Origin of the sequence: Pseudomonas sp. SGAir0191, assembly GCF_002812565.2 — a bacterium.
Taxonomy (GTDB): domain Bacteria; phylum Pseudomonadota; class Gammaproteobacteria; order Pseudomonadales; family Pseudomonadaceae; genus Aquipseudomonas; species Aquipseudomonas parafulva_B.
Map to the genome: position 1 here is coordinate 1166624 of NZ_CP025035.2, position 22063 is coordinate 1188686.

Annotated in this window: 17 protein-coding genes; 6 read left to right on the top strand and 11 right to left on the bottom strand. The window is 61.3% G+C overall.

Annotated elements, in window-relative coordinates; all coding sequences use genetic code 11:
* The first annotated feature begins 39 nt into the window (after nucleotides 1-39).
* Nucleotides 40-723 carry a DNA repair protein RecO gene (recO, locus tag CWR53_RS05295; RefSeq protein WP_100850975.1) on the top strand — a complete coding sequence of 228 codons (684 nt, stop codon included), beginning with the start codon at nucleotides 40-42 and terminating at the stop codon, nucleotides 721-723.
* Between the two features lie 60 nt (nucleotides 724-783).
* Nucleotides 784-1506, top strand: coding sequence for a pyridoxine 5'-phosphate synthase (gene pdxJ, locus CWR53_RS05300; RefSeq protein ID WP_375335484.1), 723 nt, complete (start codon nucleotides 784-786; stop codon nucleotides 1504-1506).
* Nucleotides 1507-1514: 8 nt separating this feature from the next.
* Here the strand turns inward: pdxJ and cmoB are convergent, their stop codons facing one another.
* A complete protein-coding gene (gene cmoB / locus CWR53_RS05305) occupies nucleotides 1515-2471 on the bottom strand; it encodes a tRNA 5-methoxyuridine(34)/uridine 5-oxyacetic acid(34) synthase CmoB (protein WP_100850977.1) in 957 nt (318 codons plus the stop codon).
* Entirely contained in the window at nucleotides 2468-3211 is a 744-nt protein-coding gene (gene cmoA, locus CWR53_RS05310; protein ID WP_100850978.1) for a carboxy-S-adenosyl-L-methionine synthase CmoA, read from the bottom strand. Before cmoA ends, cmoB begins: the two co-directional genes overlap by 4 nt.
* Nucleotides 3212-3448: 237 nt before the next feature.
* Here cmoA and CWR53_RS05315 point away from each other — a divergent pair, with 237 nt between their 5' ends.
* Nucleotides 3449-4624, top strand: a complete 1176-nt coding sequence (locus tag CWR53_RS05315) for an alpha-xenorhabdolysin family binary toxin subunit A (RefSeq protein WP_100850979.1) — start codon at nucleotides 3449-3451, stop codon at nucleotides 4622-4624.
* A gap of 1 nt (nucleotide 4625) precedes the next feature.
* Nucleotides 4626-5561, top strand: a complete 936-nt coding sequence (locus CWR53_RS05320) for an alpha-xenorhabdolysin family binary toxin subunit B (protein WP_100850980.1) — start codon at nucleotides 4626-4628, stop codon at nucleotides 5559-5561.
* Nucleotides 5562-5565: 4 nt separating this feature from the next.
* On the opposite strand, the gene CWR53_RS05325 is transcribed toward CWR53_RS05320, so the two are convergent.
* From CWR53_RS05325 to CWR53_RS05345, 5 genes are all read right to left on the bottom strand, one after another.
* Nucleotides 5566-5958 (bottom strand): protease inhibitor I42 family protein, encoded by a 393-nt coding sequence (locus CWR53_RS05325; RefSeq protein WP_100850981.1) that lies wholly within the window; start codon nucleotides 5956-5958, stop codon nucleotides 5566-5568.
* A gap of 110 nt (nucleotides 5959-6068) precedes the next feature.
* On the bottom strand, nucleotides 6069-8489 hold the full coding sequence (lon, locus tag CWR53_RS05330; RefSeq protein ID WP_058605200.1) for an endopeptidase La: 2421 nt from the start codon (nucleotides 8487-8489) through the stop codon (nucleotides 6069-6071).
* Between the two features lie 133 nt (nucleotides 8490-8622).
* The gene (locus CWR53_RS05335; protein ID WP_058605199.1) at nucleotides 8623-11034 is read right to left on the bottom strand and encodes a glucose/quinate/shikimate family membrane-bound PQQ-dependent dehydrogenase; all 2412 of its coding nucleotides are present in this window, start codon (nucleotides 11032-11034) and stop codon (nucleotides 8623-8625) included.
* Between the two features lie 27 nt (nucleotides 11035-11061).
* Nucleotides 11062-12396 carry a carbohydrate porin gene (locus CWR53_RS05340; protein ID WP_100850982.1) on the bottom strand — a complete coding sequence of 445 codons (1335 nt, stop codon included), beginning with the start codon at nucleotides 12394-12396 and terminating at the stop codon, nucleotides 11062-11064.
* A 238-nt stretch (nucleotides 12397-12634) separates the two neighbouring features.
* Entirely contained in the window at nucleotides 12635-14680 is a 2046-nt protein-coding gene (locus tag CWR53_RS05345) for a TonB-dependent receptor (protein ID WP_100850983.1), read from the bottom strand.
* 160 nt (nucleotides 14681-14840) lie between these two features.
* Between CWR53_RS05345 and CWR53_RS05350 the strand changes: the two genes are divergently transcribed.
* Both CWR53_RS05350 and CWR53_RS05355 read left to right on the top strand, forming a co-directional pair.
* Nucleotides 14841-15062: a VF530 family DNA-binding protein gene (locus CWR53_RS05350; protein ID WP_027915371.1), complete on the top strand. Its 222-nt coding sequence runs from the start codon at nucleotides 14841-14843 to the stop codon at nucleotides 15060-15062.
* Between the two features lies 1 nt (nucleotide 15063).
* Complete coding sequence (locus CWR53_RS05355) at nucleotides 15064-15687, top strand: Pr6Pr family membrane protein (RefSeq protein WP_058605196.1); 624 nt, start codon at nucleotides 15064-15066, stop codon at nucleotides 15685-15687.
* Between the two features lie 98 nt (nucleotides 15688-15785).
* Here the strand turns inward: CWR53_RS05355 and CWR53_RS05360 are convergent, their stop codons facing one another.
* The 4 genes from CWR53_RS05360 to CWR53_RS05375 all read right to left on the bottom strand — a co-directional run bounded on the left by CWR53_RS05360 (nucleotide 15786) and on the right by CWR53_RS05375 (nucleotide 22055).
* Nucleotides 15786-16547: a siderophore-interacting protein gene (locus CWR53_RS05360; protein ID WP_100850984.1), complete on the bottom strand. Its 762-nt coding sequence runs from the start codon at nucleotides 16545-16547 to the stop codon at nucleotides 15786-15788.
* On the bottom strand, nucleotides 16540-17076 hold the full coding sequence (locus CWR53_RS05365; protein WP_058605194.1) for a PadR family transcriptional regulator: 537 nt from the start codon (nucleotides 17074-17076) through the stop codon (nucleotides 16540-16542). Before CWR53_RS05365 ends, CWR53_RS05360 begins: the two co-directional genes overlap by 8 nt.
* 84 nt (nucleotides 17077-17160) lie before the next feature.
* Nucleotides 17161-20310 carry a transglycosylase domain-containing protein gene (locus tag CWR53_RS05370; RefSeq protein ID WP_100850985.1) on the bottom strand — a complete coding sequence of 1050 codons (3150 nt, stop codon included), beginning with the start codon at nucleotides 20308-20310 and terminating at the stop codon, nucleotides 17161-17163.
* Between the two features lie 125 nt (nucleotides 20311-20435).
* Nucleotides 20436-22055, bottom strand: coding sequence for an FMN-binding glutamate synthase family protein (locus CWR53_RS05375; RefSeq protein ID WP_058605192.1), 1620 nt, complete (start codon nucleotides 22053-22055; stop codon nucleotides 20436-20438).
* Nucleotides 22056-22063 lie beyond the last annotated feature (8 nt).

A 22063-nucleotide genomic window follows, 5' to 3' on the forward strand; every position in this document is an offset into this window, starting at 1 on the left:
TTCTCGCCAGCGTCTGCCTCACGCGGGCTGGTGAATTTCATGGAACAACCTGTCGGTCAGCCAGCCTACGTGCTGCACAGCCGCGCCTACAAGGAAACCAGCGCGCTGGTGGACTTCTTCACCCCCCAGGGGCGCATACGTGCCGTATTGCGCCGTGCGCGTGGCAAGGGTGGCAGCCTGGTGCGCCCCTTCGTGCCACTGGAGCTTGAGCTGCGCGGGCGAGGGGAGCTGAAGAACGTTGGCAGGCTGGAAACGGTCGGCATGGCACCCTGGCTGCACGGGGACGCTGTCTTCAGCGGTTTGTACCTCAATGAGTTGCTCATGCGCCTGCTCCCGGCAGAGGTACCTTCGCCTGGATTGTTCGATCATTACGCGCAAACCTTGCAAGCCCTACTCGCCGGCCGCCCGCTTGAGCCGCTGTTGCGCGCTTTTGAATGGCGGCTGCTCGATGAGCTGGGTTACGCCTTCTCGCTGCACAGGGATGTCGTTGATCAGCCCATTGCCGCCGAGGGGCTGTACCGCCTGCGCGTGGACGCTGGGCTGGAGCGGGTCGAACTGTCCCAGCCTGGGCTGTTCGGTGGCACCGAGTTGCTGGCTTTGGCCGAGGCCGACTGGGAAACGCCAGGTGCTTTGCTGGCGGCCAAGCGCTTGATGCGCCAGGCCTTGGCCGTTCATCTGGGTGGCAAGCCGCTGGTCAGCCGCGAACTGTTTCGCAAGCGCTGATCACGACGTATGCTGTAGGGCTCAATCCAAGGAGAGCCTTTCGTGACTCACAGCAACCGCATGCTTCTCGGCGTGAACATCGACCATGTGGCCACCCTGCGCCAGGCCCGGGGTACGCGCTATCCAGACCCTGTCAAAGCGGCGCTGGATGCTGAAGAGGCGGGTGCCGACGGCATCACCGTGCACCTGCGCGAGGATCGCCGGCACATCCAGGAGCGCGACGTGCTGCTGCTCAAGGATGTGTTGCAGACGCGCATGAACTTCGAAATGGGCGTCACCGAAGAGATGATGGCCTTTGCCGAAAAGGTCCGCCCTGCGCACATCTGCCTGGTACCTGAAACCCGTCAGGAACTCACCACAGAAGGTGGGTTGGATGTGGCAGGCCAGGAAGCGCGGATCAAGGCGGCCGTCGAGCGCCTGTCGCGCATCGGCGCAGAAGTGTCGCTGTTCATCGATGCCGACGAGCGCCAGATCGAGGCCTCGCACCGGGTGGGCGCGCCGGCCATCGAGCTGCACACCGGCCGTTATGCCGATGCGCAATCACCTACCGAAGTGGCCGAGGAGCTCAAGCGCATTGTCGAGGGCGTGGCGTTTGGCATCGGGCAGGGCCTGATCGTCAATGCCGGTCACGGTCTGCACTACCATAACGTCGAGGCCGTGGCGGCTATCAAGGGCATCAACGAACTGAACATCGGCCACGCACTGGTCGCCCACGCATTGTTCGTGGGCTTCAAGGCCGCCGTTTCAGAAATGAAGGCGTTGATTCTCGCGGCCTCGCGTTGAGCCAATGGTTACTTGCGCGCCACCAGCGTGGCCCGACGCGGGGCAGGCAAGCCCTCGATGGTTTTGCCTGAATCGCTGGGGTCGAGGAAATCACTGAGCGACTGATAGCGCATCCATTCGGTACTGCGCTGTTCTTCCAGGCTCGTGACACTGACATCCACGCAGCGCACATCACTGAACCCCGCCCGGCGCAGCCAGCGTTCCAGGGCTGGGACCGAGGGCAGGAACCACACGTTGCGCATCTGCGCGTAACGGTCCTCGGGCACCAGCACCTGTTGTGTGTCGCCTTCGATCACCAATGTTTCCAACACCAGCTCGCCGCCCTTTACCAGGCAGTCCTTGAGCGCCAGCAGGTGCTCGATAGGCGAGCGACGGTGATAAAACACCCCCATCGAAAACACCGTGTCGAAGCCTTCGAGGCTGGCAGGCAGGTCTTCCAGAGCGAAGGGGAGGTGCCAGGCGGGCAGGTCCGGCAAGTACCGTTGCACCGCCTGGAACTGACAGAAGAACAACCAGTTCGGGTCGACCCCGATGACCATGTCGGCCCCGGCGCCTAGCATGCGCCACTGGTAATAGCCATTACCGCAGCCAACATCCAGTACCCGCTTGCCCTTGAGGTCCAGGTGCGGTGCGACGCGCGACCACTTCCAGTCCGAGCGCCATTCGGTATCGACGTGCACGCCAAACAGATCGAAGGGGCCCTTGCGCCAGGGCGACAGCCCCATCAATGCCTGGCGCATCTGCACACGGCTGGCGTCATCGCAGTCGCAGTCCAGGCTTAATCCATTTACCAGGTCGATTTCGCTCGGTTGCAGCGCCGGAAGCGCGTCCAGTGCACCGCGCCAGCGGTCCAGGTCGCCATGACCTTTTTCCAGCTTGGTATCGAGCTGCGCCTGCAGGCCTTGCGACCATGCAGCCAGGGGGGTGCCCGCCAGGCGGCGTGCCAGAGGAGAAAGGTCGATCATGGTAGGGCTATCAACGAGGCAAAGTTAAGGCATTGGAACCAGGGCACGACGGTCGAGAACCCTGCATCGAGCAGGCGCTGGCGGTGGGTTTCCAGGGTGTCGGGCTTCATCACGTTATCGATGGCGCTGCGCTTCTGGGCAATTTCCAGTTCGCTGTAGCCGTTGGCACGCTTGAAGTCCAGGTGCAGGTCATTGAGCAGTGCCTGCGCGGTGGTGTCGGCAAAGCACAGCTTTTCCGAAAGAATCAGGGCACCGCCGGGCAGCAGTGACTGGCGGATGCGCGTCAATAGCGCCAGGCGCTGTGGAGGTGCGATGAACTGCAGGGTGAAGTTCATCGCTACCACCGAGGCCGGTTCGAACGCCAGGTTGAGGATGTCCGCTTCCAGCACCTCAACAGGCAACAACTCCTGGAACATCGAGTCCTGGGCCGCGAGGTATTCCCGGCAGCGTTCGACCATGGCGGCGGAATTGTCCACGGCGATGACTCGGCAACCTTCCCCCCGCACGTGCCGGCGCATGGCTTGCGTTACCGCTCCGAGCGAGGCGCCCAGGTCATACAACGCCGTACCGGGCTTGGCGAAGCGTGCGGCCAGTACGCCCACATTTTCGACAATGGTCGGGTAGCCCGGCACGGAGCGCTTGATCATGTCGGGGAACACGCGCACCACATCCTCGTTGAAAACGAAGTCGGGGACCTGCGCCAACGGTTGGGCGAAAAGACGATCGGGATCTGTGGTCACGGCGGGCTCAAGGCTGGATAAAACGGCCACGCATTTTATCGAATGGCAATGAATCTTGCCACGGTCACCGTGCCCCGGTCGCGGTTAAATGCAACATCCTTCATACAGTCCGGGAAGAGCTTTCTCACACTACTTGGTTATTAAGGTGGATGCGATAGGCGTGGTATTAGTTGAAGCTCTTGCCTGTAACACGATCAATGTGCACGCGCAGCGGGCCTCCACCATGAGTGAATAATCATGTTAGAAGAACAGGCAATTGACCAACTGAACCCAATAGAGAAGGTCAAGGTACTACCAGAGCGTTACTTTTCTTTTCTAGAAAGTCGATTGGAAGGGCAGCAACAGATAGGGACCTTGCTGACGGCTGACAATCTGAAAGCCATCAAACGCTACGTCAACGCTGTCCATCAGATGCCGCGGACGGCTCAGGACATCGCCCGCGAAGTGGATTATGCAGCCCTGGGTATCGACGTTACCTTGGTGCACGATTTGTATGCAGTCTTGCATGCTCACGTCAATGAATGGGATATCTTGGAACGCTGCATTAAGCAATTGGGCCCGGAAATTGAATCGTTTGCCGAAAGCCTGGTCTATCGGGGTGGGGTCCTGATGAAGAATCTTGAGGACAGCGAATCCTTCCAGGCGATTGAAAAACGTAAGACGGAGAGTGACGGTGATACGCTTACAATGCCTCTGACCGAAGACGAGCAGGCGCAGGTCGCAGCGGTGATGAACATCGGCATTGCCGAGCTGGTGAGGGAAATCCAGGATACGAGCAGGCGAATAGATGAAGTCGATAAGCGCGCCAATTTTTTTAATAGCCAGATAAAGCGGGAACTCAGACCCCGCATGACTCGGCTGGTCAAACACTTTGACGATAAAGTGTCCTATGACGAACTGATCGTGCAACGCGATCAGATGGATCAGTGGGACATTGAAATTGATCAACTTAAATCCGAATATGACGCACTGGTTGGCTACGCCTTCACCGGCCTTGCGCTGGGGCCACTTGGTTTGATCGTGACAGGCGGGGTATTCGGCGCCAAGGCCGAGGCAGTCCGAGCACGCAAAAATGCGCTGATTGCGCAACGTAATGAACTTGCCAATCATGTTGGCAAGGCACTGCCAGCACTTGAAGATTTTCTACGTGTCAGTACGTTGGTGAAAGACCTGCAATTTCGCTGCAAAGATCTTTCATCGGCCACCAAGCGACTGGCGGATGTTTGGTTGTTTCTCGCATCCTATGCAAAAACTTCAGCAGAGGAAGCGAACGACCTGAAAACCGTTCATCAGCTTGAGAGTTTCGTTCAGGACTTCTCTGAAGTCATCAAACCTTGGAAAAAGATAGGCAGTATTTGTCACACTTTGTCTGGGTTGTTTAATGAGATGGTTGAAGAATTGGAGGAATTTTAATATGGATATTATGACGTTGGATGCCGCGTTACCCGACTTTAACCAGATGCAGCGTCTGCAAGACGCTATGTTCGAGCGGATAGATCAGTGGAGTGGCCATGTGCTGCCTGCCGTTGCACAGCAGGTCGAGGATCTGCGAATACTCGTGCTGTTCGTCGAACGAGGCTGCAAGAAAAGTTGGATAGGCGCGATCACCTTACTCGAGGATCGGACCTTTACGCCCGCAGAGCAAAACCATGAACGAGCTTCTAGACTCGGTAGCTTGCTGGATAGGCTTGACCAGCATTACGCAGAATTTGCCAGGCTGACTAAAAGACTCGAAGTGTTCTCTCTGGCTGCGGTAAGCGACGCGGTGCCAGCCTTGGAAGCACGCACGGTGGCCCTACAAATGCAGTCTGAGACAGCCCTCGCGCGACTGCAGAGGCTGCAGGAGCAGAATGACACAATTGTGCAGGCTATCAAGGTATTCGACAGGCCCTCCATTACCCAGGCATTCAAGGGCCTGATTCCAAGCGCCGAAGAAGTTGACCTCGTGATGGACACGGTCAAGGATCCCAAAGTGAATGCCGATCTGGTAAAAGCCGTAATCGCCAAGCTCAACACCTATGCAGACATGATTGAAGCGTCCAAGACAGCCAGCGACCTGGTCACTGCACACGCCCAGACAGAAGCCCGACTGAAGGAAGCTCGAGACGATCACAAGCGTCTGCAGAGTGTTTTGCAAGCCGCGCAAGTTGAGCAGCGGGCTGTCATCGAGCTGTCGGGGCTCGCATCAGACAAGCAACAATGGCAGGACGAACTGGGCAAGGTAGAACGCGAGTGGACAGCTCACAGGAAGGGCCTCACTACAACCATGGGCTCAGAAGCGGCGACCGTTGCGCTCATGGACCTGTACAACTACCTCAAGGCGGTGCAGCGCGCCTGCGATTACGCGTAGGCACTCAGCGCACGACGACAGTGCAATCGAAGGTCTGCACAGGCGCTACCTGCGTAGCCCAGGGCTGCTGGTAGACCAGCTTCAATGCTGCCTTGCCGGGTTGGTCGGCCTGATAACGCCACGTCGAGAGGCCTTCGTTGCCGACCACATCCTCCTGATCAGGCGCGCTGTAGACCTCGGGGCCGAGGCTGACGAGCACAGGCGTGGCTGCGGTTTGCACGCGCCAGCGGTAGCCGGTTGAGGGGTTGCTGGGCAGTGTCAGGTTCAGGACCTGCCCTTTTTCAAGGTAGACCGGGCACTCACTCTCAGCATCCAGGGTGACGGGCTCGATACCCTGTTGGGCGCAAGCAGTTAGTAGGGTCAGCCCCAACGGGGCAAGAAGGCGTGAGGTGGACATAGGGGCTCCACGGGTTGTCGACCGTCCGAGAATAACCGATTAAGCGGCACGGCAGTGATACCGAGGTACGAATGAACCAAGGGCTGTTGCACAGCCCCTGTTCTTTGGTTTTAGAAAAGCACTTTCGCGACATCTGCAAAGCGCTTGGCGAAATGCACCGTCAACCCTTCACGCAGGTATTCGGGCAGCTCCTCGAAATCGCCGCGATTGGGTTCGGGCAGGATCAGCTCGTGGATCTTCTGCCGACGGGCCGCGATGACCTTTTCGCGCACCCCACCGATGGGTAGTACCTGCCCGGTCAAGGTCAGCTCGCCGGTCATGGCCACGCCTTTCTTCGGTGCCTGATCCCTTGCCAAGGACAGCAACGCGCTGGCCATGGTGATGCCGGCGCTCGGACCGTCCTTCGGCGTGGCGCCCTCCGGCACATGCAGGTGAATGAACGCTTCGTTGAAGAACGCCGGGTCGCCGCCAAACTGTTTGAGGTTGGAACTCACATAGCTGTACGCGATTTCAGCCGATTCCTTCATGACGTCGCCGAGCTTGCCGGTGAGTTTGAAACCGCGGTTTAGCGTATGAATGCGCGTCGCTTCGATCGGCAGGGTCGCACCGCCCATGCTCGTCCAGGCAAGGCCTGTGATAACACCCTTGCCCGCCAGCACCTGCTCGCTGCGGAACACCGGCATGCCCAATGCACCTTCAAGGTCCTTTGGTCCGATCTTGAGCTTGGCGGTAGGGTCTTCAAGCAGCTTCACCACGGCCTTGCGCACCAGTTTGCCCAACTGTTTTTCCAGCTGTCGCACGCCGGCTTCGCGGGCATAGCCTTCGATCACCAGGCGCAAGGCGCTGTCGGTGATGCTCAGGCTGCTTTTGGCCACGCCCGCCTTGGCCAGTTGCTTGGGCCAGAGGTGGCGTTTGGCGATGGCCAGTTTTTCTTCGGTGATGTACCCGGACAGGCGAATGACCTCCATGCGGTCAAGCAGCGGGCCGGGAATCGAGTCCAGGGTATTGGCGGTGCACACGAACAGCACTTTGGACAGGTCCAGGCGCAGGTCCAGGTAATGATCGAGGAAGTCGACGTTCTGCTCGGGGTCCAGGGTTTCCAATAGCGCCGAGGCAGGGTCGCCCTGGTAGCTTTGTCCCATCTTGTCGATTTCGTCGAGCATGATGACCGGGTTCATCACCTCCACATCCTTCAGGGCTTGTACCAGCTTGCCGGGCTGGGCCCCAATGTAGGTGCGGCGATGCCCCTTGATCTCGGCTTCGTCGCGCATGCCGCCCACGCTGAAGCGATAGAATGGGCGGCCCAACGATTCGGCGATGGACTTGCCTACGCTGGTCTTGCCCACGCCTGGCGGGCCTACCAGCAGCACAATGGAGCCACTGATCTCGCCTTTCCATGCCCCAACGGCCAGAAACTCGAGGATCCGTTCCTTGATATCGTCCAGTCCCGCATGATGCTGGTCGAGCAGCTTGCGAGCGTGCTTGAGGTCGAGCTTGTCATCGCCGTAGATACCCCAGGGCAGGGCTGTCGCCCAATCCAGGTAGTTTCGGGTCACGGCGTATTCGGGCGAACCTGTTTCCAGGATCGCCAGCTTGCCCATCTCTTCATCGATGCGCTTGCGTGCCTGATCCGGCAGGGTCTTGCCTTCGAGCCGCTGCTCGAACTGCTCCAGATCCGCGCTGCGATCATCCTTGGTCAACCCCAGTTCCTGCTGGATGACCTTCAGTTGTTCCTTGAGGAAGAACTCGCGCTGATGCTCGCCGATCTGCCGGTTCACCTCGGCGGAAATTTCATTTTGCAGGCGAGCGACTTCGACTTCCTTGCGCAGCATGGGCAGCACTTTTTCCATGCGCTTGAGCATGGGCACGCAGTCGAGCACCTCCTGAAGCTGGCTGCCGGTCGCCGAGGTCAGTGCGGCGGCGAAGTCGGTCAGCGGGGAGGGGTCGTTGGGGCTGAAGCGGTTGAGGTAGTTCTTCAACTCTTCGCTGTACAGCGGGTTGAGGGGCAGCAGCTCCTTGATCGCGTTGATCAGGGCCATGCCATAGGCTTTGACCTCGTCGGTGGGGTCGGCCGGTTGGCGCGGGTAATCAACTTCAACCAGGTAGGGCGGACGATGGTGCTTGAGCCAGGTCCGAATACGTACCCGCGTCAGGCCCTGGGCCACGAACTGCAACTTGCCGTTTTCCCGGCTGGCATGGTGCACCTTGACCAGGGTGCCGTACTCCGGGAGGGCCTTGGTGTCGAAATGGCGGTGGTCTTCAGGCGGCGTGTCCATGAAGAACAGCGCCAGGCAGTGGTCGGGAGACTTGGCCACCAAGTCCAGCGTCTCGGCCCACGGCTCTTCGTTGACGATGACCGGTAGCACCTGTGCCGGGAAGAATGGGCGGTTGTGAATGGGGATCACATAGACCTTGTCCGGCAGTTGCTGTCCAGGCAGGGCCAAGGCATGGCCGGTTATCGGCTGGCTACTGGTATGTTCGACTTCGTTGGAATCGTCGGCGTGTTCAGGGTAATCCTGCTGGTCGCTCATGGGGCACCTGCGTGAATGACTATGGTGCTTAGATGGGGCAAGGTAGGAAGGGTTTCAAGCCGCTGCCGGGCAGTGGCGCGCGCGCATGAAAAAGCGGAGCCCGTCAGGCTCCGCTTTTGTGACACCGTGCCGGTTACTCGGCGAGTTTGTAGGCGATGATGTAGTCGCCCATCTTGGTGCCCAGCGAGCCGTGACCGCCGGCCACGATCAGCACGTACTGCTTGCCGTCCTTGCCGGTGTAGGTCATTGGAGTGGCCTGGCCGCCTGCTGGCAGGCGGGCTTTCCACAATTCCTTGCCGTTGTTGACGTCATAGGCGCGCAGGTACTGGTCCAGCGTACCGCTCAGGAAGCCTACGCCGCCGGCGGTGACGATCGAGCCGCCCATGCTGGGTACGCCAACCGGCAGGCCGATCGGCACCGGCGTGCTGTCGCGGGTGGTGCCGTTCTTGTGCTTCCAGACCACCTTGTTGGTGAATAGGTCGATGGCGGCTACATAGCCCCAGGCAGGCGCCTGGCACGGCACGCCCAGCGGCGACATGAACGGGTGCATGGTCACGGCATAAGGTGCGCCGGTGTTCGGTTGCACGCCGCTGGTCTCGCTCTCACGCTTGCTACCGTCGGCAACCTGCTCACGGGGGATCATCTTGGAGACGAACGCCATGTAGTTGGGCGATGTGAACAGCAGTTGGCGCACCGGGTCGACCGAGACACTGCCCCAGTTGAACACACCTACGTTGCCTGGGTAGATCAGCGAGCCCTGCTCGGACGGCGGGGTGTACTGGCCTTCGTAGCGCAGTTCGCGGAACTGGATGCGGCACAGCATCTGGTCGAACGGCGTGGCGCCCCACATGGCCTGTTCGGTCAGCTCAGGGCCGAGCAGGTTGAGGTCCGAACGGGCCTGGGTTGGCGAGGTGTGATCGCCCTTGACCGCGCCTTGTGGCGTCGGGATTTCACGGATCGGCACGATCGGTGTACCGTCACGACGGTCCAGCACGTACAGGCTGCCCTGCTTGGTTGGCACGATGACCGCTGGCTTGACGCCATCGTCGGTCTTCAGCGATACCAGGGTAGGCTGGCTGCCCACGTCCATGTCCCACAGGTCATGGTGGGTGAACTGGTAGTTCCAGCGTGCCTTGCCGGTTGCCAGGTCCAGTGCGACCACGCCGGCGCTGTATTTCTCGGCGCCTGGCGTACGGTCGGCACCCCATTGGTCCGGCGTCTGGTTGCCCAGTGGCAGGTAGATCATGCCCAGGTCTTCGTCGACGCTGGCAATCGACCACATGTTGGCCGAGTTGCGGCTGTACATCTTGCCCGGAGCCAGTGGCGCGGTGTCGTCGGGGTTGTTGCTGTCCCAGTTCCACACCAGGCGGCCGTCGTGTACGTCGTAGGCGCGGATCACGCCGGACGGCTCGTTGGTCGATTCGTTGTCGGTCACGTGACCGCCAATGATCACCAGATCGCGAGTGATGGCCACAGGCGACGTGGAGTAGTAGCCACCTGGTGTGAATGGCCCAAGGCCGGTGGTCAGGTCGACGCTGCCCTGGTTGGCAAAGCCTTCGCAGACCTTGCCGTTGTCGGCATTGATGGCGATCAGGCGTGCGTCGGCAGTTGGCAGATAAAGACGGCGCGGGCAGGCCTGAGCCACGGCCTTGCCAGCCTCGCTGATAGTAGGCGCAGGGCTACCGTCACGGCTCACATAGCGGTTTTCGTCATAGTACGAAACGCCACGGCAAGTCATGTGGGCGAAACCTTTGAAGGTGCCTACCGGGCTCTTGATCTGCGGGTCGTAGCGCCAGATTTCAGCACCGGTATCCGGATCCAAGGCCAGCACGCGGCTGTGCGCGGTGCAGGCATAGAGCATGCCGTTGGCCTTGAGCGGCGTGTTTTCGTTGGTCAGTTCCACCGGGTCGTTGTCGCTGGGCAGATCGCCGGTGCGGATACGCCAGGCCTCTTCAAGGCGGTAGGCGTTTTGCGCGGTGATCTGGCGCAGCGGTGAGTAACGGTCGCCGTGCTCGGTGCGGCCGTAGGCATGCCACTCGCCGTCGGGCATGGCCGGGGCGGTGCTGGCCATTTCGCTGGTATCGCGACCCAGTTCGCCATACACCTCACCGGGGTGGGTGAACTGACTGGCGACGGCGCAGGCTCCCGAAGCCACCACGGCAACGGTGAGCAGCGCCGTGTTGGCTTTGCTGGCTGGCCCGATCAACGGGCGGCGCGACCAGGGCAGCAACAGCACCACGCCGATGGCGAACCAGAGGGCCAGACGCGGCACCAGTTGCCACCAGTCCAGGCCCACTTCGAGCAGTGCCCAGACCGTACTGCCCAACAATACGACGGCGTAGACACCCAGGCCGATACGGCGCTGGGCCAGCAGCAGGGCGCCAGACACGGCAAAGCCGATGCCGGCGATCAGGTAATACAGAGACCCGCCCACCTGACTCAACTTGATGCCGCCGGCCAGCAGTGCCAGCCCCATCAACAACAGCAGGACGCCGATCAGGCGGGGGAGCCAGCGGCTTCCCGTTTTGGCACCTTCAGTGCTCATCGCATGTTCTCCGTTTGATATGTGTTTTTAGAAAGTGCTTTGAATCTTCAAGCCGCCGACCAGGGCGTTGTCGACCTGCGACACGCCTCCGGGGTGGCGGATGTATTGCAGGTTAGGTCGCACCGTGAGCCAGTCGGCCAGGTGGATGCCGTAATACAGCTCAGCGCTGTATTCGGTGTCCTGTACGGGCAAGAAGCCTGGGTTGTCATAGTCGTAAAGCCCCGCGGCCTGGTTGGCCAGCCGAGCATTCTTGCGATAGGCCGGGTTGACATGCACACGGGCGATTGCAAGGCCGATGTCGTCCTTGGCCCGCCTGTCGAACGGCCCTTTGAATACCAGTCCAGCCTGCACATAGTTGTCGATGGCATTGGTTTTCTTGTCATGCATCGTGGCGTTGGCGAATACGCTCAAGCCACGCGAGGCGTCCGATGCCAGCGCAGTCACCTGCTGCTGGGCGCCCAGCCACACGCCGTGCTTGCTTGAGCTGCTGCGGTAGGCGGCACCGCTGATCGCTGCCGCCTGCCCGTCGTTATCCTTGAGTACATCGCTTGCCTTGGCATTACTGTAGTAGTACCCGGCGCGATATTCCCCCTTCATGCCTTTGATGCGCGGGCTCCACACCAGTTCGATTGGCATGACGGCGCCCTGGGTGCCACTGCCGCTGAGTTTGAAGCCGTTGCCCGAATCCAGGTTGGACGGGTTCTGCTCGAATACGCCAACCTGGGCGAAGAGGCTGTCGCTGAGGTTGTAACGCACGCGCAAGGCCCACTGGCTGACGGGCCAGTTGTACCAGATGCCGCCTACCCAGTTGCCCACCTGAGAACCACAGAAGGCCAGGTTCTGGAAGTCGCAGGGGAAGCTGTTGAAGTCTTCGCCTTCGCCAAAGCGGCCAAACTTGACGTCCAGCGCGCCGTCGAAATAGTTCTGCTTGATCCATAGCTGCGTCAGGCGCCAAGTCTGGCCGCGGCCCCATACCTCCTGCGCCGAGGTGAAGCCACCCACGCGGGGGTCATTGATGCGGTCGTTGCTGATGTTCTGGCCGTGGCGCTCGGTGACCGTGAGCTGGAATTCGGCGTCGTGCCAGCCGAAGATCTTTTCCAGGTCCATGTGGCTGGCGAAGGTGAACTGATCACTGTAGCGGGCAGTGCGGTCGTGGTCGTAGCCACCGCGCAGGTTGCTACCCATTTCGCCTGTGTAGCCCAAGGTGAAGTCGTAACCCTGGTCAAGCAAGGCGGTACGGTGCCCGGCCCAGTCACCGAACATCCAGGGAGAGTCACTGGCAAATGGCTCGTTGGCATGGGCTGCGTTGGCCAGGGTCGCCAGGGCGAGGCCGAGGTAGCAGGATTTTGGCAGTTGAAGCATGAGGTAGCGCTATCTTCTGGTTGTTGGAAAAACGGCAAGCGCATCGACAGGCAGCCCTGGCAATGGGTTGACGAAAAAGGGGGTGGGTGAAGCGATTCAGCTTGCGGCGGGGAGGATATAGGGTAAAGCGTGGGAAAAAAAGACAAAATGTCGCAGTGCATTGTTACCCCTTGGGTAACAGTGCGGCTGAATGGGGCGGATGACGCCCCATGTGTCCCTTCGTGAAGAGCGGGCTACCTCAGAAGGTGGTGCGCAGGCCGACTTCCACGCTTCGTCCCGGCGCAGGTGCGATATCGCGCAGGATCGAGCTGGCATAACGCACCGTCTGATCCGTCAGGTTCTCGCCACGCACGAATGCCAGCCACTGGCTGTGGCCCACGTCGAAGCGATACCCCACGCTAGCGCCCAGGGTGGTATAGCCATCGGTGCGGGTTTCATTGGCCGGCTTGCGGTGTTGAGCGGCGGCGTGCTCAACGTCCACCCGCGCCTGCCAGCGGTCAAGCTCCCACACCAGCCCGCTGTTCAGGCGCAACGGCGCGATTCGTGGCAGGGGCTCGCCGGAATCGAGGTTCTTGGCACGGGTATAGTCACCCGACAGCTCAAGCGCAAAGCTGCCATAGCGGTTCTGCGCCAGCTGCCACCGGTCTTGCGCTTCGATGCCGTAGAAGCGGGCTCGAACACCTTGGTACTGGTATTCGGGAATGCCGTCATGGTCATGGTCATGATCATGGTCTTCGCCTTCATGCTCATGATCGTGACCTTCGCGCAGGTTGCCGGTGCCGATCAGGCCGATATAGTTGTGAAAATGGCTGTAGAAAACGCCCACGCTGCCTTTGTGCGTGCCGTTGTCAAAGCGCAGTGCCAAGTCCCCCGAGAACGCCTTTTCCTTGCTCAGGCTGGCATCGCCCACCTCATAGGCACCGGTGGCCACATGCGCGCCGTTGGCATAGAGCTCATAAAAGGTGGGCGCCCGCTCGGTGTAGCCCAGGTTGGCGGCGAACGACCAGATCGAGTCAAGTTGATACACGGCGCCCGACGACAGGCTAAAGGCATTGAAGCTACTGGCGCTGTCGGCGTCTGCAAACTGCGCGTTACCCTTGCCGTCCGGGTCGACGCGGGTGTGTTCCATCCGAGCCCCGAGGCTCACGTCCAACCGATCAGTGGCGTGCCATTGCTCCAGCAAGAACAGTGCAAGGGTGTCGGTATCGGTATGCGGCACGAACGCTTCTTCGCCCAGGGCTGAGAATTCGTTGCGGCTGACTTGCGCGCCCAGCACGCCTTCGACGGGACCCAGGGGTTGGTGGCGGGCCTCGACACGGGCCTCGTAGCCCTTGTTCTTGAACGTGGTGTGGACTTCGCCTTCTTCGATTTCACGGTGCTGGTAATCGGTATACCCGGCATCGAGCTTCACCGAGCTGAACGGGCCGTCCAGGTCGCGAAACTGCGAGGCGAAAGCATAGTGGTCCTGCTCCATGTCCAGCCGAACGCCGGGCTCGGCCACCGAACCGTAGTTACTGTCATAACGGCTGTAGGACAGGCCAGCATAACCGTGGTCCCAGTGATAGGCACCGCCCAGCGCGCCGCCGTCCTGGCGACCGTCGCTGTTTTCCAGGCGATGCTTGCTGCCTGGGGCGTCGGCATCGCGTACCTGGGCGCTGCGAGCAAAGCCTGGGATGCGCAAGTCATTGTACTGACGGGCATTGGCATCCACGTGCAGGGCGAAGGCGCCGTTGCCGGCCTCCAGCTTGCCGGCACTGCTGCGTGTGGTGTCGGCGCCACCGTAGCGCAACTCGCCGGCTCCCTGGATGCCGTCGATAGGGGTATCGGGAATGCGGTTGTCGAACGTGTTCACCACGCCACCAATGGCATTGCCACCATACAGCAGGGCAGCGGGGCCCCGGACGATCTCGATGCGTTCGACGGTGACGGGGTCAAGGGGCACGGCGTGGTCGTAGGACAACGACGAGGCATCCAGCGCGCCGACGCCATTGCGCAGCAGGCGAATGCGATCCCCGTCCAGGCCTCGGATGATCGGGCGGCTCGCCCCTGGCCCGAACCAGGTGGAGGCCACACCTGGCTGTCGGTTCAGGGTTTCCCCCAGGCTGCTGTGCTGTTGTTGCAGCAGGTCGGTGCCTTCCAGCACCGTGTTGGGGCTGGCCAACTGGGCGCTGCCCAACGGGTTGGCAGTGATGACTTGGGGCGAAAGTTCAACCCCGTGGCTGTAGGAGGTGACCATGCAAAGTGCGAGTGCGAGCGGAGACAGGCGAAGCGGTGAGTGCACCATGAGCTGTAGCGATCCTTGGCAGAGATGTTAATTGTTACAATATAACATCTCTATTTCAGCACAGCCGTGTCCCACGTCGCCAGCCTTATTTGTCCAGCGCAGGGTGCGCGACGATGCCTGCACTGGTGTAAGGTGCGCATCTTTGTACCGGAGCCTTGGCATGAGCACTGCCCAACACAACGCGTTGCACGGCAAGACCCTCGAGCAGATCCTGACCGAGCTGGTCGCCCACTATCAATGGCAGGGGCTGGCCGAGCGCATCGATGTGCGCTGCTTCAAGAGCAACCCGACGGTCAAGTCGAGCCTTACCTTTCTGCGCAAGACCCCATGGGCCCGCGAGAAGGTCGAGCAGCTGTACATCAAGCTGCAGCGCCAGGCCTGACATGCGGCGTCACCCGTGGTTGAGCACCCTGGCCATGCTGGGCTGGCTGGGCCTGAGCGTGCAGGTGTACCTGGTGTTGTGGGGGCGATGGCAGGAGCAGGCGAGCCTGATAGGTGGCCTGATCAACGTGTTCGGCTACTTCACGGTGCTGACCAATACGCTGGTGGCCACTGTCCTGAGCTACGCCGCATTTGGCCGGGAAGGGGCGAGCAAGCGCTTTTTCCTGTCTCCTGTGGTCAGCTCGGCAGTGGCGGCGAGCATCGTGCTGGTGGCGCTGGCGTATAGCCTGTTGTTGCGCCATCTGTGGCAGCCGGAGGGTTGGCAATGGTTGGCAGACGAGCTGTTGCATGACGTCATGCCAGCGCTTTACGTCTTGTATTGGTGGTTCGAGGTGCCCAAGGGGCGGTTGCGGCTGCACCACCTTGGGCTATGGGCGTTCTATCCTGCCGTCTATTTCGCCTATGCGTTGTGGCGCGGCAGTGAGATTGGCGTCTACGCCTATCCTTTCATCGACGTCGCCACCTTGGGGTACGGCCAGGTGATGATCAATGCGCTGGGTGTGCTGGCAGGGTTTTGGGCAATCGCCGGGGTGCTGCTCATTCTGGACAGGTGGCGGGCGGGGTGAGGAAGGGCGTGCCGTCATTCGAGCTTCTCAGGCTGCCCTGAGATTTGAGCTTCGCAACGAACATTCCCGAGGCGCCGGACCGGCCGCCCCGGCCCCTTTCAGTCATCGCTCGCTGAACCTTCCGCGCGCCAGTAGGCGGCGGCTTTGAGGGCGTCTTGGGCTACGCCTTTGCTGATCAGCAGCGTCTTGACCTCACGCGTCAGGCTCTTTTCCAGCGCCACCCAGGCGTACAAGGCCCCTTCGGGTAATGGCAAAGCCTCGACCGTGGCCACCAGGTCGTCCCGCCTCCGTACCGACCAGATCACGTCCACCTGCGCCTGGCTCGGCAAGGGCTGACGCTCCTGCTCATCGTGAACCTGGATGACGGCTACTACCCGCCGCCCCGCAGGCAGGGCTTCAAGACGGCGGCCGATGGCGGGCAAGGCGGTTTCATCGCCGATCAGCAGGTAGGCATCGAAGATGTCCGGGACCACCATCGAGGCGCGCGGCCCGGCGATATCCAGGGTTTGCCCCGGTGCCGCTTGCGCCGCCCAGGTCGAAGCAGGGCCATCGCCGTGCAGCACGAAGTCGATGTCCAGTTCGTTGGCCTGCAAGTCGATGCGCCGGGGGGTGTATTCGCGCATGATGGGCCGCTCGCCACCTTCCCGATTGAGTGCCCGGGCATCAATGGCTTGCTGCTGCTCGGCAGTCTCGGCAAACAGCAGCTTGATATGGTCATCCGTGCCCAGGCTGATGAAGCCCTGCAGCTCGGGGCCGCCCAATGTCACGCGCCGCATCCGCGGGGTCAGGTCGGTCACGCGCAGCACGTTCAGGCGGCGCTGGCGAATATCGTGGTTGACGCGGTGAATGGCTTCACTCATCGACGCTCTCCTGGTCAGGGGCATGGGGGCCGCCAGCAATGGCCTTGGCGGTTACGTTGAGCAGGTCGCGGACTCGCTCGATTTCCTCGGGTGTCCAGCGGCCATGGTGCATGTGCAAGGCGTGGCGCAGATTGCCCACGGCCTCGTGAATCTCAGCAGGGCGGTCGTGACCCCGCAGGGCATGCTTGCTGACTTCGATACGCACGCGTAACCCGTCCAGTGCCACGGCCTGCTCGGTCAAGGCGCTGCGACCCGTGTCGGTAATGGTGTACAGCCGCTTGCTGCCTTGAGGTTGGCCCTGGATGAGTTCGGCCTCCTCCAGAAAGTTGAGCGTGGGATATATCACGCCTGGGCTTGGCGTATAGCTGCCATCGAAGCGCTTTTCGATTTGCCTGATCAGGTCGTAACCGTGTCCTGGCTGTTCGCCCAATAATGAGAGCAGCAGTAGTTTCAGATCGCCCGGGGCGAACACCCGAGGGCCGCGTTCGCCGCGGCCGGGTTTGCGTTCGAAGTACTCAGAATCGCGCATGCTGGAAAGTGCCTGTTTAAGATATATCTCAAGATAGTACTCAAGATGTCTCTTCGGCAAGCCACAAATGCTGATGATTCTTATCTACCCGTTCGATATATCCTCAGGTGAACCCGCGACGGCGTTTGACCGCTGTGGGGGGATGCATTCGTTAGGGTTGCCAGGCTGCAAGTACGGCATGAGGATCGGCGCCATGCCCTTGAGCACCTGCACCGGTAATGCAGACGTGAACTTGAAGGCCTCCGCCGAGCGCCCAGGCACGAAGGCGGTCAAGGTGCCGAAGTGGTTGTCGCCCAGGAAGAACACGAACGTCGCGGTGCGGTTCAGCGACCGTGAGCCTATCAGGCGGCCCCCGGCGCCAAAGCTTTCGATGCGGTTGTCGCCCGTTCCGGTCTTGCCGCCCATGACCAGAGGCGTGCCGTCCTTGAGCATGAAGCTGCCGGAGATGCGCCGCGCGGTACCCGCGTCCACCACTTGCGACATGGCGCCCTTGAGGGCTCGCGCCACTTCGACCGGCAGTATCCGCACACCACGGTCCGGGTCGCTGATCAGTTTGGTTTCGTAGGGCGTATCCGCTGCAAAGTGCAGGGTATCGATGCGCAGTGTCGGCAGCCTTACACCGTCGTTCTGGATGATGCCCACCAGTTCGGAAAGCGCGGCAGGCCGGTCACCGGAGCTGCCGATAGCGGTCGCCAGCGACGGGACCAGGTGATCGAAGGGATAGCCGACCCGCTTCCAGCGCTGGTGAATGTCGAGAAACGCCTCGATTTCCACCATGGTCCGGATGCGGCTGTCCCGTGCACCCTGGTGACGGCTCTTGAACAGCCAGCTGTAGACCTCCTGGCGCTCGAAGCGACTGGCGTTGATCATTTCGCTCAAGGTCGATGCCGGATGCTTGAGCAAGTAACCCAGCAGCCACAGGTCCAGCGGGTGGACCTTGGCGATGAAGCCCTGGTCAGGCAGGTTGTACCGCCCCGGGCCGTAGGCATCGTACATCTGTACCAGGCGGTCGTCGGTCAGTTTGCTTTGTGCGAGCTTGCTGTCTTTGCTATGGGCCCGTACGAAGGCATTGAACGTGGCCTGGCCGGCCTCGGGGAACAGGTAGCGGTGCACGGCCGCCAGACGTTGGGGGGTCACGCGCATGCTGTCGAGGAAGGTGTCCAGGCGTTGCTGCGAGGTCTTGCGCTGGTACTTGCGCCAGAAACGCATCAGGTAGCTGGTCCCTTCCTTGTCGGCGAACTTTGCCAGGTACTCCTGCCGGCGCGGGTCAGCATCGTCCTTGAGCAGCGGCACCCTGTTCAGTGGCTGCTGATAGGTGACGTAGCGCACCACGTCGCGCATCAGGCGGATGAACGGCAGGTTGATCGATTCGCGCAGGGCGTCCTTGAGGGTAGGGTTGCGGCCGTTGTCTTCCTTGCGGAAGTTGTTGAACACGTGCATACCGCCCCCGGTGAAGAACGATTCTCCGGTACTGGCGGAGTACTTGCGCTCAAGGGCGGCATCGAGCATGGCGTCCAGGCTCTGGTTTTTGCTGTTTTGCATCAGCCAGCCCAGTGACCAGCGGCTGATGACATCCAGGTCGGCGACCTCGACGTTCTTCAGCTCGGCCACAGGCTTGCCGGCGTACTTGTCATGCAGCTCGGCGACGATTTCCAGGTAGGTGGTCAGCACCCGAAGCTTGGCGGTGGACCCCAGTTCCAGCTTGCTGCCTTCGTTGATGTCGAAGGGTTGGTCAGTGCTGTCCGTCTGTACCCGCACGCGTGAGCCATCGGCCGTGCGTTCGAACAGGGTGAAACTGTAGCTGACCTGGTCGGTGGTTTTGGCGGTCAGCAGACGTTCGCCGATCAGGCCGATCTGCGCGGCAAAGGCCGGGTCGGCCAGATGCTTGAGGTACTCGCTGACTTGCAGCTGCAGGTCAGCCTGCAAGGTGCTGGTGGCAGAAAGGTCCAGGCGATCGAGGTCGTACAGCGGGCGGTTGAGCATGGCCGAAAGACGGTTGCGGGCCAGGCTGATGCCCTTGTTGGTGACGATCGGCACGATGGTCGGCTGCGCGACCCAGTCACGGTAGACAGCCTTGCTGGCCAATGCGGCATCGGCCAGCGCCTGAGGGATGATCTGGTTCGCGGCCAGCACCCGGACATGGGCGTCGGTCAGCTCGGCGAGTTCGAGGCGCCCTTTGGAGAGGTAGTGCGAGGGCCGGCGCTGGGCGATCATCAACGACAGCACCTGACGCAGCGCAAGGCCACGGGCCGCCAGGCTCTGTGCGTCCGTGGCGGTGTCATTGAGCGCTTTGTTGACTTGCTCGAAGTCTGCCCCGTACCACACGCGCAGGCCTTCGGCCATACCGTGCACCTCGCCATGACCCGGCACGGCGGACAGCGGCACGCTGTTGAGGTAGTCACGCACGATACGCTGGCGCGCCTCGGTGGTGTCCGGCCCGCCCTGGTAGGCGCGCACGCTGGCAGAAATCATCTGCCTGATCTTCTCGGCGCCCGACACGGTCAACCCGTCAGGTGAATGGCGATACTTCTCCAGCTGGGTAGCCAGGGTACTGCCACCGGCAGATTGGCCAGGCAGGGCCAGGTAGCGCGCGATCTGGCTGTAGGCCGCCTTGGCGAAACGGGGCCAGTCCACCGCCGGGTTGTTGCGCGGATCACGGGTATCGAGCAGGTCGCGGTTCTCGATGAACAGCAAGCTGTTGACCACCACCGAGGGAATCGAGGCGAAGTCCGGGTACAGGTACTGGGGATACTGATACTGGTACAGCATGTCGCCCCGGCAATCGGTGATCGCCAGGCCTGCCTGGACCTTTTCGATGTAGGGCGCGAACAGCCCATGATCGACGTAGTTGACCAGCGCCGGCGAGAACCGCACTTGTTGGCTGATCAGGTAATCGCGCTTGAGCAGGCGGGGCAGGAACTCGCCGAGCGAGCTGTAGCCCAGGCGCTTGTCGAACGGTCCTTCGCTTGGGTACACGATCGAATCGCTGGGGCCGGGCTGCAGCGAGTAAGTCAAGGTGCTTGCCAGCTTGCTGAACTCGCGCGATTGCAGCTCGGAGGTGCGGAACTCTTCATAGGCCGCGAAGCCGACCGCGCCAGCTGCCACCAGCAGAATCAGGATGATCAGGCGCCACCATAACCGGCGCTGACGAGGGGACTTGGGTTCTGGCGTCTCGGCAGGCGTTTGTGCGGGTGCTTGCTTGGTGTTTGGTTCCGTTTGCCACAGTGCGCCCATAATCGTCTATCCAACCAGGTATTTTCATCTTGCTTGCCTGGAGCTTAGACGTTGCGCCGAGTATGTGAAAATTTTGTGGAAACTGCGCAATAAAGCGGGTGCGCGGCTTGGCCGCGCTCAAGCATTCAGGCGGCTACCTCGCTGTTGGGCTCGAAGCTGTCCGCTCGGGCCAGTTGCCACATACGCGAATAGAATTGCCCATCGACCTCGCCGGTCAGTAGCTCGCCGGGCTTTAGGAACACATGCATTTGCGAGAACAGCTTGATCTCGGTGGCTGAAATGCGGCGTACCAAGTGCTTGGCTTCGAGCTGCGACGGGTGTTCCAGCCCGGCAGCAGCCAGCATTTCGGCCAAGGCACGCAGGGTGTTGCGATGGAAGTTGAGCACCCGTTCGGCTTTGTCCGGTACCACCAGGGCACGCTGGCGCAGCGGATCCTGCGTGGCCACGCCGGTGGGGCACTTGTTGGTGTGGCAACTCTGGGACTGGATGCAGCCGATGGCGAACATGAACCCTCGCGCGGCATTAGCCCAGTCGGCACCGATGGCCAGGACGCTGGCAATGTCGAAGGCGCTGACGATCTTGCCGCTGGCACCGAGCTTGATCTTGTCGCGAAGGTTCAAGCCCACCAAGGTGTTGTGCACGAACAACAGGCCTTCGCGCAGCGGCACGCCGATATGGTCGGTGAACTCGACGGGGGCGGCCCCGGTGCCGCCTTCCTTGCCATCGATCACGATGAAGTCGGGCAGGATGCCGGTTTCCAGCATGGCTTTGGCAATGCCCATGAATTCCCACGGGTGACCCAGGCAGAGCTTGAACCCCACCGGTTTGCCGCCCGACAGCTCACGCAGTTGGGCGATGAACTGCATCATTTCGATGGGTGTTGAAAACGCGCTGTGCCGCGACGGCGAGATGCAGTCTTCGCCCAGCGGGACACCGCGGGTTTCGGCAATTTCCTGGGTGACCTTGTGCTTGGGCAGAATGCCGCCATGCCCAGGCTTTGCGCCCTGGCTCATCTTGACCTCGATCATGCGCACCTGCGGGCTGCGCGCCTGCGCGGCAAATGCCTGCGGATCGAAACGACCGTCCGAGGTACGGCACCCGAAATACCCGCTGCCCAGTTCCCATACCAGGTCGCCGCCGTGCTCGCGATGGTAGGGGCTGATGCTGCCCTCACCGGTGTCGTGGTGAAAGTTGCCCAGCTTCGCGCCTTGGTTCAACGCACGAATGGCGTTGGCGCTGAGCGAGCCAAAACTCATGGCGGAGATGTTGAAGATCGAGGCTGAGTACGGCTGGCTGCACTGCGGGCCGCCGATGGTGATGCGAAAGCTCGCCGGGTCAGCCAGAGGCGCCGGGCGCATGGAGTGACCGATGAACTCGAAGCCCGACGCGTAGACGTCGATCAGGGTGCCGAACGGCTTGTCCGAGACCTGGTTCTTGGCCCGGGAATAGACCAGCGAGCGCTGGGCACGGGAGAAGGGCAGGGCGTCGCTGTCTGCTTCGAGCAGATACTGGCGGATTTCCGGGCGAATGGTTTCCACCAGGTAGCGAATATTTCCCAGAATCGGGTAGTTGCGACGCACGGCGTGGCGTTTTTGCAACAGGTCGAACAGGCCTATCAGGCTGAGCAAGCCTGTTGTCAGGGTGAACGGCCAAAGCCAGTGATGATGAATCAATGGCAGGGTGACCAGGGTAAACACGATGCAGACGGCGAACACCGCATAACGGCTGAGAAGTGACAGGCTCATACAGGGTC